Origin of the sequence: Vibrio porteresiae DSM 19223, assembly GCF_024347055.1 — a bacterium.
Classification (GTDB): domain Bacteria; phylum Pseudomonadota; class Gammaproteobacteria; order Enterobacterales; family Vibrionaceae; genus Vibrio; species Vibrio porteresiae.
In genome coordinates this window covers 484,289-502,392 of sequence record NZ_AP024895.1, presented here as the reverse complement: position 1 = coordinate 502,392, position 18,104 = coordinate 484,289, and the positions used below count along the sequence as shown (strand labels likewise).

The 18,104-nt window shown below is 45.7% G+C and carries 13 protein-coding genes and 1 tRNA gene; 3 read left to right on the top strand and 11 right to left on the bottom strand.

Features of this window, described 5'->3' with window-relative positions; genetic code table 11:
- Position 1 precedes the first annotated feature (1 nt).
- From OCV11_RS02355 to OCV11_RS02325, 7 genes are read right to left on the bottom strand one after another with little or no spacing between them, the layout of a single operon-like run.
- A complete protein-coding gene (locus tag OCV11_RS02355; protein ID WP_261894759.1) occupies positions 2–1,744 on the bottom strand; it encodes a hydrogenase large subunit in 1,743 nt (580 codons plus the stop codon).
- 16 nt (positions 1,745–1,760) lie between these two features.
- The gene (locus OCV11_RS02350) at positions 1,761–3,347 is read right to left on the bottom strand and encodes a hydrogenase 4 subunit F (protein ID WP_261894758.1); all 1,587 of its coding nucleotides are present in this window, start codon (positions 3,345–3,347) and stop codon (positions 1,761–1,763) included.
- Positions 3,348–3,351: 4 nt separating this feature from the next.
- Positions 3,352–3,999 (bottom strand): hydrogenase 4 membrane subunit, encoded by a 648-nt coding sequence (gene hyfE / locus OCV11_RS02345; protein WP_261894757.1) that lies wholly within the window; start codon positions 3,997–3,999, stop codon positions 3,352–3,354.
- A 12-nt stretch (positions 4,000–4,011) separates the two neighbouring features.
- Entirely contained in the window at positions 4,012–5,451 is a 1,440-nt protein-coding gene (locus OCV11_RS02340) for a hydrogenase 4 subunit D (protein ID WP_261894755.1), read from the bottom strand.
- 13 nt (positions 5,452–5,464) lie between these two features.
- Complete coding sequence (locus tag OCV11_RS02335) at positions 5,465–6,418, bottom strand: respiratory chain complex I subunit 1 family protein (protein WP_261894754.1); 954 nt, start codon at positions 6,416–6,418, stop codon at positions 5,465–5,467.
- A complete protein-coding gene (gene hyfB, locus OCV11_RS02330; RefSeq protein ID WP_261894753.1) occupies positions 6,418–8,451 on the bottom strand; it encodes a hydrogenase 4 subunit B in 2,034 nt (677 codons plus the stop codon). The genes OCV11_RS02335 and hyfB overlap by 1 nt, the downstream gene beginning before the upstream one ends.
- Before the next feature lie 2 nt (positions 8,452–8,453).
- Entirely contained in the window at positions 8,454–9,059 is a 606-nt protein-coding gene (locus OCV11_RS02325; protein ID WP_068711989.1) for a 4Fe-4S dicluster domain-containing protein, read from the bottom strand.
- A gap of 329 nt (positions 9,060–9,388) precedes the next feature.
- Here OCV11_RS02325 and OCV11_RS02320 point away from each other — a divergent pair, with 329 nt between their 5' ends.
- Positions 9,389–11,401: a glycoside hydrolase family 28 protein gene (locus OCV11_RS02320; RefSeq protein WP_261894752.1), complete on the top strand. Its 2,013-nt coding sequence runs from the start codon at positions 9,389–9,391 to the stop codon at positions 11,399–11,401.
- A gap of 48 nt (positions 11,402–11,449) precedes the next feature.
- Here OCV11_RS02320 and OCV11_RS02315 read toward each other — a convergent pair whose 3' ends face one another.
- Positions 11,450–11,806 (bottom strand): cupin domain-containing protein, encoded by a 357-nt coding sequence (locus OCV11_RS02315; RefSeq protein WP_261894751.1) that lies wholly within the window; start codon positions 11,804–11,806, stop codon positions 11,450–11,452.
- Positions 11,807–11,993: 187 nt separating this feature from the next.
- Between OCV11_RS02315 and OCV11_RS02310 the strand changes: the two genes are divergently transcribed.
- A complete protein-coding gene (locus OCV11_RS02310) occupies positions 11,994–12,908 on the top strand; it encodes a LysR family transcriptional regulator (protein ID WP_261894750.1) in 915 nt (304 codons plus the stop codon).
- Between the two features lie 63 nt (positions 12,909–12,971).
- Here the strand turns inward: OCV11_RS02310 and OCV11_RS02305 are convergent.
- The 3 genes from OCV11_RS02305 to OCV11_RS02295 form a co-directional block, all read right to left on the bottom strand.
- Positions 12,972–13,058 (bottom strand) — tRNA-Leu (locus OCV11_RS02305).
- Between the two features lie 168 nt (positions 13,059–13,226).
- Positions 13,227–15,059, bottom strand: coding sequence for a glutamine--fructose-6-phosphate transaminase (isomerizing) (gene glmS, locus OCV11_RS02300; RefSeq protein ID WP_261894749.1), 1,833 nt, complete (start codon positions 15,057–15,059; stop codon positions 13,227–13,229).
- A gap of 68 nt (positions 15,060–15,127) precedes the next feature.
- A complete protein-coding gene (locus OCV11_RS02295) occupies positions 15,128–15,889 on the bottom strand; it encodes a DeoR/GlpR family DNA-binding transcription regulator (RefSeq protein ID WP_261894748.1) in 762 nt (253 codons plus the stop codon).
- Between the two features lie 427 nt (positions 15,890–16,316).
- Between OCV11_RS02295 and pykF the strand changes: the two genes are divergently transcribed.
- Positions 16,317–17,729, top strand: coding sequence for a pyruvate kinase PykF (gene pykF / locus OCV11_RS02290; protein ID WP_261894746.1), 1,413 nt, complete (start codon positions 16,317–16,319; stop codon positions 17,727–17,729).
- The last annotated feature ends 375 nt before the right edge of the window (positions 17,730–18,104 follow it).

The following is an 18,104-nucleotide window of genomic DNA, read 5'->3' as shown; positions in this document are numbered from 1 at the left end:
CCTACCACGCTTTGAGCGGTGAGTTTTTACGGTTCACGCTGTATTGCTCAATCGCTTTATATGGAATGGTTTGACTGCGTTTTTTCTTGGTGTCGACGATGGTGACGCGGTCAGTACAAGAGTAACAAGGGTCCAAACTACCAATGATCAACGGTGCATCTGCCACTGTGTTACCACGCAGCATGTAGCGCAGTGTTGGCCAGTTTGCATAAGTCGCCGCACGGCAACGCCAGCGGAACACTTTTTGGTTATCCCCCGTCATACTCCAGTGGACGTTTTCACCACGAGGCGCTTCGGTATAACCCAACGCAAATTTGTGTGGTACGTAAGTAAAGCCTTCGGTCAAAATCGCACCCGCTGGCAAGTGATCTAAGCCAAATTCAATGATATTTAATGAATTGAATACTTCACGAATACGTACCAACACACGCGCTTGTACGTCACCAGTATCAAGGTGTTGCAGTTCGATAGGCACTTGTGAGTAAGCTTCGAGATGAGCACCATGCACAACACGAGCATCACGAGCAAAGCCACTACCACGAATCATTGGGCCTACTGGGCTAAAATCGCGAGCGATGTCTTTCGCTAATACACCCACGCCACACAAACGGCTATCGATGTTTGGTGTAGCAAGAAGCATATCGACTAACTCACTAAAGGTTTTTCGCGCTTCACGAACTAAAGCAATGCCTTTTTGGCGTTGCTCTTTGAGAATATCGCGGCGCACACCACCAATTAGGTTCATACCGTATGTTTTACGTGCCCCAGTGAGAATTTCAGCCAATTCCATGGTTTTTTCACGTACACGGAAGAACTGCATAAAGCCAGTATCGAAACCCACAAAGTGGCTAGATAAACCGATATTAAGTAGGTGACTGTGCAGACGTTCCACTTCCAGCAATACGGTACGAATCATTTGGGCACGTTCAGGCACATCGATTTGCAGCGCAGTTTCCACTGAGTTGTTGTAACCCACACTGTGAGTAAATCCGCAAATACCACATACACGGTCGGCTAAGAAACCGATCTCGTGGTAACCCATACGAGTTTCGGCCAGTTTTTCCATACCGCGGTGAACATAGAACATGCGGTAGTCTGCATCGACGATATCTTCCCCATCTACGAACAGACGAAAGTGACCAGGTTCATCAGAAGTAATGTGCAGAGGGCCAACCGGCACGATACGGTTTGAGTCGTCACCGATTTCATTTAAGAACGGGTAATTCTCGGTATCCGTCGTTGGTTCTGGACGTTGGCGATAGTCCATCGCATCTTTGCGCAGTGGATGCAGATTTTCTGGCCAGTCATCGGGGAGCACCAAACGGCGTTCGTCTGGCAGGCCTACTGGGCGTAGACCAAACATATCGCGAATTTCACGTTCGCCCCACACTGCCGCTGGAATGTGCGGAGTGATAGAGATGAACTCTTCATTGCTTGTGTCCACCAGCACTTTTACCACCACCCAGCTTTTTACATCACCTTCCATAGAAAGGGCGTGATACACGGCAAAGTGACCGTTGATACTGCGTTCGTCGTTACCAAAGCTAACCGATAGCCAACCACCTTGATCGTAGTAAAGCCATTTCATCACTTCGACCAATGAGGTCATTTTGACCGTAATGGTTACTTGGTTTTCTGCTTGCCACTCTTCTTCAAGAATGGCGGCTGGGAATAGATGACGTACCCCATCAACGTACTGTTTTCCGAGCTGACGTTGTGAGTAATCTTTCGTTTTCATATCCATTCGACATTCTCTCTCATTAGTGAGTCATTGGTGTAACTAGATCTGCGGTGCTCGACAAATCGGTAACGGATTGCCATGGCAAATGCAGTTGTTGTAGTACGGTGCTGAAGTCTTGGTTAGTGATGACCAAAGTCGCTTGGTCGACACCATGTAATATCGCACTTGGAATGTGAGTGCCCATGATCACCATCAACACCATCATTGCGACCAGTGGCACCACGGTCATGATGTTCACTTCGCCTTTGTCGACACCTTCAGGTGCTTTGCCCAACACACAAGCCGCCACCAAACGAGCCAGCCCTGCAAGAACCAGAGTCAATAGCAGTAACAAGATGATGATGAGCACGGGGTGCTGCGCATAAAGAGCAGAGCAGACAATCAAGAATTCACTGACAAATAGGTTAAATGGGGGAACACCAGCGAGTGCTAATGCACCAGCGCCAAACAGCACGCCAGTCCAAGGCGCAACACGCACCACGCCTTTGATAATGCCCATGTCACGAGTGCCGTATTTGAGCATCACGTTACCAGCGCCGCAGAACATCAAGGTTTTACCTAAGCTGTGGTTAATCACATGCAACATCGCGGCAAACACGCCCAAAGGACCTAAGCCAATCGCGAAGGTAATAAGGCCCATGTTTTCCACACTGGAATAAGCCAACAAACGTTTGATGTCTTTTTGCACCAAGATAAAGAAGGCGGCGACGGCGACAGAAAGCAGGCCAAAACCGAGCATCAGAGCTTGAGTATACCCATGACCCAAAACCTCTTGAGCCACCACTAAGTGACGCAAAATCACCATTAATGCACAGTTCAATAGGCCAGCAGAAAGCAGACCAGAAACAGGGCTTGGCGCTTCGGAGTGAGCGTCAGGTAGCCAAGTGTGCATTGGGAACAGACCCACTTTGGTACCAAAACCGATGATGATGAAGATGAAGCCGATTTGAATCAGACGAGGGTCGAATTGCGCCGCATTATCACGAATCGCTGTCCAGAAAATCGCTTGCGAAGGATCGCTAAATACCGCAACAGCATTGGAGTAAGTGATGACGGTACCGAACAGACCAAACGCCACACCGACGCTACACAGCATGATGTATTTCCAAGCCGCTTCAAGTGAAGAACGTTGGTAGTAAATCCCGACCAAGAACACCGAACTGACGGTGGTCGCTTCAATCGCTACCCACATCATGATGATGTTGTTCGCCGTCAAAGCAATCAACATGGTTGCAAGGAATAGGTTGAACAAACCGTAGTACAGTGACACCTGACTACTGGTGAGTTCCCCTTCTTTAAATTCACTGCCGATATAACCCAACGAGTGCAAACCAGTGATCAATGCCACCAGCCCCAACACGCCCATAAACAAGGCAGATAAACTATCGAGCAGTAACCAGTGACCTTGCGTTTCCAGCGCGCCGTGCTCAAACACTTGCAGCGCCAGCATCCAAGTAATGATGAACGTAGCGCACACGCTGACGGTGTGAATTAGTGAGGAGAGCTTATGAAACTCCCCTTTTAAACAAGCACCTGCCAAGCTCACCAATGCAGCAAACAGTGGAATGCCAAGCAGATAGGGAAAAATAGAACTTAGAGACATCATGCTATTACCCTTTTAATACAGTGAGTTGTTTGACGTCTAATGTGCGCAGTTTGGCGAAAATTAGACGCGCCAAAATCACCATGACAATCACAGCAAAAATAGCGTCAACGGTAATGCCGATTTCAACCAAATGCGGCGCATTGTGAGCCACCAAAGCCAACGTCAACGACGAACCGTTTTCCATCAAGCAGTAACCAAAAATCTGTTTGAGGATGTTGCGTTGACTGACGATGCACAGCAGACCGATAAAGAAGTGCGCCAAAGAGACCGCCAAAATCGGTTTTAGCTCAGCAATCATCGGCAGTTGAACTGGCTCAATTGCATATAGAGAAGCAATGCTGATGACACCCACAATCAAAGCGATCCAGATTGGACGAATCAATGGTTGCTCTGCCTTGGTGTCTTGCATTTTGCCCAATTGAATAAACAAAATGCCTGGTACCAAAATCACTTTAGAAATGAAGGCAGTTACCGACCAGCTATAAAGCTCATGAGCGTCATAGCGGTGTGCAATCGCAGCAAATAGCCCAACCAACACCAACGACTGAATTGCGTATAACCACGCCGCGTTACGCGCTTTACGGGCAATCACCACCAAAAAGGAGGTCACCACCAATAAACTGGCTAGGTTATTCATCATTAAATCACTCATAGTCTGACCTCCTTAATTGAGCCATGCTGAGGCAATGAAGCTGGACAGAACGGACATGGCAATCAGCACGACCAACATGGATTTCATTGAAGCAGGCAGAGGAGAAATGTTTTCTACCACTTCAGATGGTTTACCAATCACGGATTTACCAAACCAGTAGAGCAGCCAACCAAAGGTCGCAACAGATTCAATCAGTGCCAACACCAAGACTGGCGTTAACCAGCTGTGCTCAGCAGAGAGTTGGAAACCAGCTTCAAGCAATGGGAATTTACTGAAGAAACCGTTGAACGGAGGCACACCCGCAATCGCCATGGCAGCGACACAGAAGCCCACGCCGAGCAATGGTGACTTGGTAATGATCCCGCGCAGTTGTGGCAACATACGAGTACCACAGGCAAAGCTCAGTGAACCTGCGACAAAGAAGAACAAGCTCTTAGCAAAGGCGTGGTTGAAGATGTAACTCACACCCGCTTTCATTGCTAAAGAAGAGCCCATAGCGGCCATGGAAAGAGCAAGGAAGATATACGCCAGTTGAGTAATGGTTGAGTAAGCCAATAGACGTTTCATGTCTTTTTGAGGCAAGTACATTACAAAGCCGTAGATCATAGTGATCATGGCACCAATCACACCCACAACACCCACTTCGATAGGCACATCACCGGCTGACAAAATGCCACGAGCAAAAATGTATACGCCCACTTTGACCATGGAAGCCGCGTGCAAATAGGCACTGACTGGGGTTGGAGCATTCATCGCATCAGGCAGCCACATGTGCATTGGCAGTTGCGCTGATTTACCCCAAGCGGCGAACAAAATGCCAAACAGCACAATCATTTTTGCACTAGGCGTTAGAGTCGCAATCGCAGTGAGTTCAAACGTACCGGTCTGGATAAACAAGGTCGCCGCAGCGATAAACAGACCCAGTGACGCAATGTGAGTCACGATCAACGCTTTCAACGCAGAACGAAACGCAATCGGGGTTTGGTAGTAACCAATCAATGACCAAGAGCAGGCACCGGTGATTTCAAAAAACAGCAGTTGCCCCACCAAGGTAGAAGAGAGCACTAAGCCTGCCATTGCACCGATGAACACCAGTAGGAATGAGTAGTAACGAGGGTCCCCTTCATGAGGATGCTCTTTGTTACCGGTGCTCATGTAACCTAATGAGTAAATCGCAACAATCAACCCTAATCCCACAACGGCGGCAGCAATCAAGGTGCTGACTTTGTCGACGGTTAGACCGAAGATCAATAAGTGACCAAATTGCACAATCTCAACCGACTGTGCTTCACCACCTTGCAAAAAGAAGTGATAAGCCAAAGCCCAAGTGCCGAGCGTCGCCAGTGCAGCAAAGATCTGGCAGACCCACTTAGCCGAAGTCTTAGGTACTAATAAGGTCAGGATGGCACCTAAGAACGGCACCAAAATCGTAAATAAACCGATCATCTCCATTGTAAATAAAACCTCACAATCCGATGACGTAGAAGGCTAACGACAGACCTGCAAAAGAGAATGCAGACCAAGTTAGTCGACTCGTATTTAAGAAACGTACCCGAGCCATTGCGTTTTCAACCAAACCAGCGAGGAAGAACACAACGATCAATTTGCACAGCAGCAGCACTGCAGCAAGTAACAAATCAGGGAACGCTAGGGTTGTCGCTTTGCCCCATGGGATGAAAATGGCAAGGAAAAGCTGAACCACAACAAGCTGTTTCAATCCCAAACCTAACTTGACCATCGCCAAGCCTGAACCGGAATATTCCGTTACCGGACCTTCTTGAAGTTCTTGTTCTGCTTCTGCCGCATCGAATGGCAATTTGCCCATTTCAACAAACATGGCAAACGCACAGGCAACGCCCGCAAGCACAACGGTGACCGGTTGTTGGAAGATTTCACCCAACATCCCTTGGCTGATGTAGCCTAGGTCGGTTGAGCCAACAATCATGGCCATGATAAAAATCGACAGCACGAAAATCGGTTCCACCAACACACCAAGCGTTAACTCACGCGCACTCCCCACCCCACTGAACATGCTGTTGGAATCTAAGCCAGCCAGAGAGAAGAAGAAGCGGAAGATCGCCAATAAATAGATATCGGTAATCACATCACCTGAAATCGGAAATGGTGAGGTTTGAGTGAGCGTAGGCAGCGCCATGCCCACCAATAACATGGTGACAATCAGCACCCACGGCATGATCCAAAAGATAGGACCCGCATTGGCTGGCGCCACAGATTGGCGACGCAGCAATTTGGCAATATCGCGATAATCCTGCAGCAAACCAGGGCCACGACGTGAGTGCATTCTGGCGCGAATCATGCGCGAGAATCCGGTAGCGAGTGGTGCCAGTAGCAGCATCAATAACGCTTGTACTACGGCCAATACAATCCAGCTCAATCCGGGCATATGAAGTTCAGCCATTATTTCGCTCCTAAATCAACGGGAAGGAAAAGCAGTGCCAGTAACGCCACAACGATGTACAAGCAGTAGATTCGGAAATCCCCGCCTTGCATGCGCGTTACCCAACCACTGACTGACATGGCAGCGCGGCAAGCCGGTTGCACTAAGTAGCGATCAAAACTTGGCTCAATCGCCGCAGCAGAAGTTGTCACGGCTTGCAGCGAGCGCTGCATCCAACCACTTGGGTCTAAGATCACGCGAATGCGATACACCGGAGCAAACATATGACGCAGCGGTTGAGTGAAACCACCCGCAGAGACGGTCATGCGGCTTTCGTAAGCGTAACCACAGGCCCAAGGATCACCTTGACGACGATTACTCAAACGACGACCTTTGAAGAAGGCCAACATCAGCGCAGGAACAACCAGCAGCACCAACAAACCAATGGTGATAACCGGTGTCGACAAGATGGCTTGAGTAGTAGAAACAGGATGAAGTGACATGCCTTGATGAACAACAATTGGCGCAGCCGCTAACGTGGTGGTGGCAATGTCTGAGATCAAAGGAGAGATCCAAGGAGAACCGACACCCAACACGATACACATTACGGCTAAGAAAGCGCAGCCAAGCACCATAGGCCAGCCCACTTCACGCGCTTCACTCGCTTTTTGCGTGCGAGGCGCACCACTAAAGCAGATACCGTAAACTTTAACGAAACACATACACGCCAACGCACCGGTAATCGCCAGCATCACCACTGCGATAGGTCCCGCAATCGACATACTCAAAACAGATTGACGGCTTAGGTCAAACAGCGATTGATAGATAAACCATTCACTGACAAAACCATTCAGTGGTGGCAGTGCAGAAATCGCCATGGTCCCAATTAAAAAGGCCGTTGCGGTGTAAGGCATTAATTTGCCAAGACCACCCATTTTTTCCATGTCTTTGGTGTGCATGCGATAAATCACAGAGCCAGCACCTAAGAACAGCAAACCTTTAAACACTGCGTGGTTAAGCAAGTGGTATAAAGCACCTAGTAGGCCTAACGCAGCAAAAACGGGATGACCTGTTGCCATACCAATTAACGCCACACCAACACCCATTAAGATAATGCCGACGTTTTCCACAGTGTGGTAAGCCAGTAGGCGTTTGATGTCGTGTTCTGCCAAGGCGTACATAACGCCCAATACGGAAGAGACTGCGCCAAAGGCAAGTACAACATATCCCCACCACGCTTGAGTTCCACCAAGGAACACCACACCCACTTTGATAATGCCGAACACACCGATTTTGACCATTACGCCAGACATCAGAGCCGATGCGTGTGAAGGTGCTGCAGGGTGAGCTTGTGGTAACCAGCCGTGCAGAGTAATCATCCCGGCTTTGGCACCAAAGCCAAAGAACGCTAATAGGAAGATGACGGAAGATTCCCACACAGGCAGATTCAAATTGGTAAAGTCGGCAAAGTTGAGTGAGCCAGATGCGCGGTACAACATAAAGAACGCAATCATGATCAGCACAGAACCAGCATGAGCAATAAAGAAGTATTGCAGCCCGGCTTTTACGCTTTTCTCAGTTTGTTCCACCAGCACGAGGAAGTAAGAGGCTAACGACATCATTTCAAAGAACACGATGAAGTAAAACGCGTTATCAACCACCACTAATGCCACCATAGAAGCAACAAAAAGATGGAGGAAGAAGCTGATGCCCCACGCCCCTTTACCCAAATACTCATTCATGTAATGCCATGAATAAATGGAAGCGGCAACCATGATGAGGGAAATCACCAACACCATAAACGCACCAAGTGCGTCCATATTGATAGTCAGTTGGGCAAACTCAAACGGACTGTAAAGAGTTGCTGTCAGCGCAGCACCACCCAATAGCGCTTGTGCAGAGCTGAGCAAACCAAGCACACCGCCAATAAAGCCCAACACACCAGATACTTTTACGATGCACGATTCACGTTCACCGCTACCGAGTAAAGCCACTAAACTGGCGATGACATAACAGCCAATGGATATCGCCAATAACTCAAGTGTATTCGTCATTGCTATCTCTCCATCTTCGTGGCTTGGGACATTTCCGCAGCCATCTCGCGTTTTAGCGAACGAGAGTCAACCACTTCATTGTCGGTCACCATGACAATCGCATCGGTAGGACACACCTCAGCACAAGCTGGGCCCTTTTCACGAAATCCACATAAATCACACTTCACTGCGATGCTTTTAACGCCAGGTTCCCAGGCAAGAATGTCATGACCAAAAGTCTGAGGAGAGGAAGTGCAAGGATTACTTGAGCGAGGAGTGGATGGAATATAAGTATCGTAACTGTTGGCCATGGCGACCGGACGACTACCATCAAAAGCAATGGCGCCAAATGGGCAGGCAACAGCACACAAGGTACAGCCAACACATAAGGTTTCATTAATCAGTACACGATCATCTTCCTTCGTAATCGCCTGTACAGGACACACCGTAGCGCATGGTGCATCTTCACAGTGACGACACATAACAGGAACCGTCGCATCCTGATGTTTGACAACTGTCAACCGGGGATGACTCTGCAGACCTTCCTTCTTATGTACGTCGGAGCACGCTGCCATGCAGGTACCACAACCGATACATTTTTTCGGATCTGCAATCACAAAGCTCTTCATAGCATACCCTGTTAATTAAATAAGTCCTTTAGAGCAACATGTATGCCAACCTGGAATATGATTTAATAAAGCCAATAAAATCATATTATTAGAGGTAAGATGTTAATAAAACAATCCGTTTTAAAACAGAAAATTAACGTAAAATCAGTGACTTCGACACCCAGTGTCGACACTAGTGTCGAACTGAAAAACAGCGCAAAAACTTATGTGACAACTTTGTCGACTGCCGATGACAAATTGCGATCTCTCTCATAGGTCATAGCGCCACCTCATGGTAAAACATTCCATTAATACCATTTTGAAACGACGTTTTATTTTATAGGGATACCATGAGACGATTACCGATTTTCAGTGCTATCGCATGTGCGCTTATTGCGGCCTCAAGCCAGGCAGCAACACCTATTACGCTAAACGATTTAACACTTTCCTCACCGGCATTAGCACAAGATGAAGAGAGTGTGGTTTTGGTCTGGCAGCAACCTTCGAAACGGCAACATATAGTTGACTACCGTCTTTATCAGAACGGTCAATCGCTTGGATTAGCGAGCGCCAATAATGCCCAGCACAACCCAGCAGCGCCCTATTTCAATGCCTTTTATGAACGGGATAAAACACACTTTAACTACTCGATTCGTTACCAAAATTTCATGGTGACAGGGCTCAAACCAACAACCCAATATCAATTTCAAATTGCTGCAGTTTATGAAGATGGACAAGAATCGGCGTTAAGTGCCCCACTAAGCATCACCACCCCCGCTTATGCGCATACAGTCGATGTTGCTCAACTCGGTGCGAAAGGTGATGGTAAAACCCTTAACACCAAAGCCATTCAAACCGCGATTGATCAATGCTCAAGTCAATCAACCAATGCCTACGGCTGTCGAGTATTGATTGCCCCCAGCGATTCAGGAGCCACTTATGTCACTGGCGCCCTGTTTTTGCATAGCAATATGACGCTTGAAATAGCTAAAGGAGCGACGTTAAAAGGTTCTCCTTACGCTAAAGATTACCCTTTGCAACAGGGCTACCAACTCTACAGTTTTAGAACCAATGCAACCGACTCTCGCCGCCCGCCTTCACTACTTAACACGCTAGCAGCAGACCATCGCAATGGCGAAAACCACAGCCAACAAGGTTACGACCACCGTATGGGGACCTTTGAAAATATAAGGATTGTGGGTCAAGGCACCTTAGATGGCAGTGGCTGGCAACAGCAAGGTACCACACTAGATGAAGCAGGACAGAATCTCGCCTATCACCCTCCGGGTGGTCGAGATTTGGTGTATAGCTTGGGAATTTTGGCCAAAGATCAGATGATTGCGGCCTATCGTGAATATCATCCTAACTGGGATGGCGATACCAACAACATTGAATATCAAGGTCAGTTTAATAAAGATATCTACGCTAATCGCCGCTCGGCTCTTGCTACCTTCCGCGGAGTCAATCAACTCTATTTTGCAGGACTAACCTTACTTAACCCTGCCTATCACGGCATCATGTTTCTGGATAGTGAAAACACCACCATGGCTTACACTCGCACCGAAACGTTCGACATTAATAATGCCGATGGCGTTGAATTTGGTAACAGTAGCGACTTTGCTGTATTCGCTAACTTTATCGATAGCGGTGATGACTGCATTAACTTCGCCGCTGGGCAAGGGAAAGATTATCAAGCCGGCACCGAAGGTGTGCACTCCACCGAGCGTGGCTGGGTATTTAACAACTACACACGCGAAGGTCATGGCGTATTGGTCGCAGGCAGTCATACTGGTGCTTGGATTCAAGATATTGTCGCAGAAAACAACGTCTCCTTTATGACCGATAATGGCTTACGTTTAAAAAGCACACTCTCCACTGGTGGCGGTGTAAGACGCATTACCTTTAGAGAAAACGTCTTAGCCGATATTGGTTCACACAATACACACACGGCGTTGCCAAGTGGTGTTGATGTAGAAAACCGTGGCGGTTTAGGTAGCCCATTTGTGTTTACGTTAGCTTATAAAGCAGGCGATAACGTCTTTGAAAATGCCGCACAAGCTGCCTACTTTAACCACATAGATATCGATGACGTGACAGTGGATAACCGAGAACCTAGCAGTAAACCTTCGATACTCATTGATGGCTATGACGGCAAAGACAGCGAAGTCACCTACCCAGAAACATGGCACGATCACTTAGTATTTAAACAAGTGACGTTTTTCCAAGAGCAAAAAACCCGTATCGACCATCTCAAAGATAGCGTGTTTGAAGAGGTCACATTCCTTAACGGCGATGCCTCACCTTGGAAACTCAGCCATTCAAAGAACGTCAAATTTGTAAAAGTGTCACCACCTTACAAATAACAAACCCGCTCCCTTCTTTCATCGAAGGGAGCCAATTTCCCTCAATTTTTAGTGTATCCAACGAATACCAAAATCTATCGGTTGTTCCGAGGTTAACAATATTTTTAAGCGATATTTCCCAGAGACATTTTCCAATGAAAAAGGCTTATCTGCTGGAATAATGTAGAGATCTGCTGCACGCAGTAAATGACTATTTTGTTCAATTGTCAGCTCTGCATGTCCATCCAAAATGAACAAACTGATTGACTGATGAAACGAGAACTTGGGCAGGACTTTCTTTGGTTCAAACAGAAGGTAACCTTGCGTAAACCCACCACCGAAATCAAATGAAGCATATCGAATTCCCTCATAAGACTCACGTAAGTCTGCTTGATCCAAATTTTGAAGAAATTCATCGGTTAACATAGTCGCTCATTCTTAGATAAAGGCAGAAAGCCGACAAGGAACGACCTCATCGTTTAGAGAAATTTCAATACGCTAACAACTTCTGCAGGGGGAATACTGATTGATATCGTTTTAATAACGAAAATTGTATTGACTCTAATCCGTGAGAGGAAATACTGTTTTTTTATTCCCATGATAGTGTCTCAATATGGAAATCAGAGTATTACGTTATTTTGAAGCCATTGCCCGCCTACAGAATGTCACCCGTGCAGCGACCGAACTGCATGTAGCTCAGCCCAGTTTGAGTGTGGCGATAAAAAAATTAGAAGAAGAGTTAGGGGTATTACTGTTTACTCGGGTGCGCAATCAGCCACTGAAACTGACAGAAGAGGGACATTTACTCCTCAAGCGTTCAAAACGAATTTTCAGCGAAATTGAACGAGTAGAACAAGAGATTGCGGATCGACAAAAACTTCGCTCTGGTCACCTTAGAATCGGCTTACCACAGATGTATGGGTATACTGAATTTCCGCACATTCTAAAACTGTTTCATCAAACCTATCCGGGAATTAGGATCTCAGTGATTCAAAACAGCGCGAGCACCATTCGCAGCCATTTCGAAGAAGGGCAACTTAATCTCGCCATCATTGATGAAAGACGCATCCATAAAAAGTGGCCACGCTTGTCTTTAGAACGCCAAGAGATGGTCGTCAGTTGTGCGCATGATCATCCCCTAGCACAAAAAGAGTCAATAAAAGACAACGAGTTAGAATACTTACCACTGATCTTAATGGACGATTCTTTTTTGCAACGTAACATCATCGATAAGCGCTGCGAACAAGCAGGCTTTCGCCCCAATGTGATCATTGAAAGCAATTACATCCCAATGATTGTACAAGCCACCTTAGATGGATTAGGAGTATCAACTCTATTACGTGAAGTTGTAGAACAAACGCCAAATCTGCATGCTATGTCGTTAGTGCCGAAAGAATACTGTCACTTTCATTTATGTTGGCTAGATGAGGATTCCCTGTCACAAGCAGAACACGCCTTTATTCGCTTCGTCTCTGACTTCAAAAATAAACTGAAGTTAGAAAAACAAAGCATTACCACTCTCGCATAACATATTGTTTAAAAACAAAAAAAACAAAAAGACCCGTTATAAATAACGGGCCTTTTTTAGAACTGGTGCAGATGGGGAGACTTGAACTCCCACGACCGTGAGGCCACTAGCACCTGAAGCTAGCGTGTCTACCAATTCCACCACATCTGCGTGTGGCGCTAATATCCTGCTAAACCCAAAAAGTGAAAAGAGACACATATATGAAAGGAGATAATGATCACACTTATCCTTCTCATATGTTTGTTTTTTAAGCAAAATGCAAAAATGGCGAACTTTTTATGTTCGCCATTTTTTTAACTAAGACTGCTGATCTATGACTTATTCTACTGTTACCGCTTTCGCTAGGTTACGAGGTTGGTCAACGTCAGTGCCTTTAATCAATGCAACGTGGTAAGCCAGCAATTGCATTGGTACGGTGTAGAAAATCGGTGCAGTGATTTCACTCACATGCGGCATGGTGATCACTTTCATGCTGGCATCGCTAACGAACCCTGCGTTTTCATCAGCGAAGACATACAACAACCCACCACGGGCACGCACTTCTTCAATGTTGGATTTGAGTTTTTCCAACAGGTCATTGTTCGGTGCAATCACCACCACTGGCATGTCGGCATCAATAAGTGCCAATGGGCCATGTTTCAACTCACCTGCAGCGTAGGCTTCTGCATGGATATAAGAGATCTCTTTCAGTTTCAGCGCTGCTTCCAAGGCAATTGGGAAGTACTCACCACGACCAAGGAATAGCGTGTGGCTCTTATCAGCAAAGTCTTTTGCCAAATCTTCGATTTCACGTTCACTTGCAAGTGCTGCTTCAATTTGTTGAGGCAGAGCATGCAGCGCAGTGACAATCTCTTTCTCAGTTTCTTTGTTTACTGTACCTTTCTGTTTACCAATCGCCGCAACCAGCATCAGCAATGCAGCAAGCTGAGTAGTAAAGGCTTTGGTTGAAGCCACACCGATTTCAGTCCCTGCGCGAGTCATAAAGGCAATATCAGATTCGCGAACAAGAGAAGAACCTGCCACGTTACAAATGGTCATTGCCGCCATGTAGCCTTTTTCTTTAGCAAGACGAAGAGCTGCTAATGTATCGGCCGTTTCACCAGATTGAGACAAGGTAATCAACAAGCTATTTGGACGTGTCACAAATTTACGGTAGCGGAACTCAGAGGCAATCTCTACGTCACAGCTCACGCCAGCAATTGCTTCAAACCAGTAACGAGAAGCCATCGCAGAGTTGTAAGAAGTACCACAAGCAATCAGTTGAATGTGTTCAACTTTGCTCAGAATTTCTGTTGCGTGTACACCGATGCTATCGGTGATCACTGAATCGTGCGTGATACGACCTTCAATGGTATTCAGTAGCGCTTTTGGCTGTTCAAAAATTTCTTTCTGCATGAAGTGGCGGTATTTACCTTTTTCACCCGCATCGTGCTCAGCGTTAGATTCGGTAATTTCACGTTCTACTGGCGCACCGTTAGCGGCAAAGATTTTCACTTCACGACGAGTAATTTCAGCCACATCACCTTCTTCAAGGTAAATAAAGCGACGAGTTACGTTCAATAGAGCAAGCTGATCAGATGCGAGGAAGTTTTCACCCACACCTAAACCGATAACGATTGGGCTACCAGAGCGAGCCACAACTAGGCGTTCAGGATCTTTACGGTCAACCACAACAGTACCGTATGCACCTTCAAGTTGTTTTGCTGTTTTTTGTACGGCTTCAAGCAAAGAAGCTGAAGTACGAAGTTCCCACTCAACTAGATGAGCAATAACTTCAGTATCGGTTTGAGAAACAAATTCATAACCACGAGCGCGTAACGTTTCACGCAACACTTCGTAGTTTTCAATAATACCGTTATGTACAACAGCAATATCGCCAGATACGTGTGGGTGCGCGTTGATTTCAGATGGCTCACCATGTGTTGCCCAGCGGGTATGTGCGATACCAGTACCACCATGAACATGAGTCGCTGCAACTGCATCGGCCAACTCTTGTACTTTACCTAAACGGCGAACACGGGTCATATTCTTGTTTGCATCTACCACTGCAACACCAGCAGAGTCGTAACCGCGGTATTCCAAACGACGTAGACCTTCAACAAGAATTTCTGCTACATCACGCTGTGCTACTGCACCAACAATTCCACACATACCAATAAGCTCCTAAAATTTGACGTTGAGGACTTACCACAACTTTTTAAGTCCTAATATTTACTTGATTAAGCGCGAATAACTCGCACTTGATGTGATTCAATTTTCTTAACGAATTCGTCTGGTAAACCTGCATCTGTTACCAACACATCAACTATGTTCCAAGGCAACTCTAAGTTAGGGATCTTGCGACCAAACTTGTCAGACTCAACCATCACGATGACTTCACGTGAGACTTCTGCCATCACTTTGCTTAAACCGATCAACTCATTAAAGGTGGTTGTACCTCGTTCCAAATCAACACCATCACAGCCAATAAAGAGTTGGTCAAAATCGTAAGAACGCAACACCGATTCCGCCACATTGCCTTGGAAAGACTCAGAACGCGTATCCCAAGTACCGCCTGTCATCAATAATGTTGGTTCGTTCTCTAACTCACTAAGGGCATTGGCCACTTGAAGTGAGTTGGTCATCACAACTAAACCACGTTTTTCATTGAGTTGTTCAATCAACGCACCGGTCGTTCTGCCGCTGTCGATCACAATTCTGTTATGATCTCTAATTAACTTAGCAGCCGCTTTAGCGATAGAAACCTTTCGAACCGAAACTTTTGGACTTAACTCTTCGCTTACGACTTCTTTCGGTAATGCTATAGCACCACCATAGCGACGCAGTAATAGTCCATTTTCTTCTAAGGAAGCCAAATCTTTTCTAATAGTGACTTCTGAAGTTTCAAATTGAGAAGCAAGGGATTCAACACTTACCTCGCCCATCTCATTAACGAGAGTCGCAATAGCGTGTCTTCTAAGTTGAGTATTTCGTTTCGACATTTTTAACTTTATAGCAGGTTACGAATCGAAAGCAATTATAATCACTTCGAAACATTACTGTCCATTTATTTTGCTCCAAAAAATTAATATTTCACGCTAAAACCTTGTCCTAAGACAATTCTTGGACAGTGCTATTGAAAAAATAAAGTGGTAGAATTCCAGCCCTAAAGAAAAAAAATTACAGAACTAGGCGTGATATTTTTGTAACTTTCCCGTTGTACCCTAGGGAAATCCCGATAATTCTGAAATTTTAGGCAACAGATGTAGTTATAAACTGATCAAATCTGTTGTAAGACTTTCAACCAAAGAGACCTTAGCTCGATTTTTTGCAGACAGGCGATACAGAAAGTACAAATTGCCACCACGAGCCCTCTTTGACCTGTGAAACAACTTTCAAATTGATACTATTTACCGGAGAGACACTTCCATGAAAAAGACCAAAATCGTATGTACGATTGGCCCAAAAACTGAGTCAGTAGAGAAACTTACCGAGCTAGTTAATGCAGGTATGAACGTAATGCGTTTAAACTTCTCTCACGGTGACTACGTTGAGCATGGTACTCGCATCAAAAACTTCCGCGAAGTTATGAAAAACACTGGTAAACCTCTAGCAATCCTATTGGATACTAAAGGTCCTGAGATCCGCACCATCAAACTAGAAAATGGTGAAGACGTTGATCTAGAAGCTGGCCAAGAATTCACATTTACCACTGACGTAACTGTTATTGGTAACAAAACTCGTGTAGCAGTAACTTACTCAGGTTTCGCAAAAGACCTAGCTGAAGGTAACACTATCCTTGTTGACGACGGTCTAATCGAAATGAAAGTACTGTCTACAACAGAGACAGAAGTAAAATGTAAAGTTCTGAACAACGGTGCACTAGGCGAAAACAAAGGTGTTAACCTTCCTGGCGTATCTGTAAACCTTCCAGCACTTGCAGAAAAAGACAAAAACGACCTGAAATTTGGTTGCGAACAAGGCGTTGACTTTGTTGCTGCTTCTTTCATTCGTAAAGCATCAGACGTTCGTGAAATCCGTGAAGTGCTTGCTTCTCACGGCGGTCAAAACATCCAAATCATCTCTAAAATCGAAAACCAAGAAGGCGTAGATAACTTCGACGAAATTCTAGAAGCATCTGACGGTATCATGGTTGCTCGTGGTGACCTTGGTGTTGAAATCCCAGCTGAAGAAGTAATCTTCGCGCAAAAAATGATGATTGAAAAATGTAACCGCGCTCGTAAAGTGGTTATTACAGCAACTCAAATGCTTGATTCAATGATCAAAAACCCACGTCCTACTCGTGCTGAAGCAGGCGACGTTGCTAACGCAGTGATGGATGGTACTGATGCGGTAATGCTTTCTGGTGAAACTGCGAAAGGTAAATACCCTGTAGAAGCAGTAACCATCATGGCTCGTATTGCAGAACGTACTGATTCTTCTCTACAAGCAGAGCTAAGCTCTCGTCTAGACAGCCCACGCCTACGTATCACTGAAGCAGTATGTAAAGGTGCGGTAGACACAGCTGAAAAACTGGCTGCTCCACTTATTGTAGTTGCAACTGAAGCAGGTAAATCTGCTCGTTCAGTTCGTAAATACTTCCCAACAGCAAACATTCTTGCTATCACAACTAACAAGAAAACAGCGGCACAACTTGTGCTATCTAAAGGTGTAACACCTGTTGTTGTTGATGAAATTGCTAGCACTGATGACTTCTACCGTCTAGGTAAAGAAGTGGCTCTTGCATCAGGTCTAGGTAAGAAAGGTGACATCGCAGTTATGGTTTCTGGTGCTCTTGTTGCATCAGGTACAACAAACACTGCGTCAGTTCACGTTCTTTAATAGAAGTGAAAAGAAAAATCGGGGCCTAGGCCCCGATTTTTTTATCTTTGCTAAACTAATAGCGTTAAGTTCTACTTGGTAGAAAACTTACCAGCCAAAAAATTCTCTGTGGTGCGTATTTAGGAGTAACACCATTGGAAGAAAATAGAGTGCGCTCAATTTAATTCCTAATACCAACAGACAACCGATCGTTAGTCTAACGAGAAAATGATTTAACAACATGCTCTGCCTCATACTGCCCAGAGTGTTTGAATTCCGTAGATTTTATATCAAACAATACTTTTAACTTTGCAGTTCCCTGTACCACTGGAGCCAAACTGTTTAAAAAAAACACAGTTTACTCAAAATTCATCCCAACTCAAGACGGTTTTATCA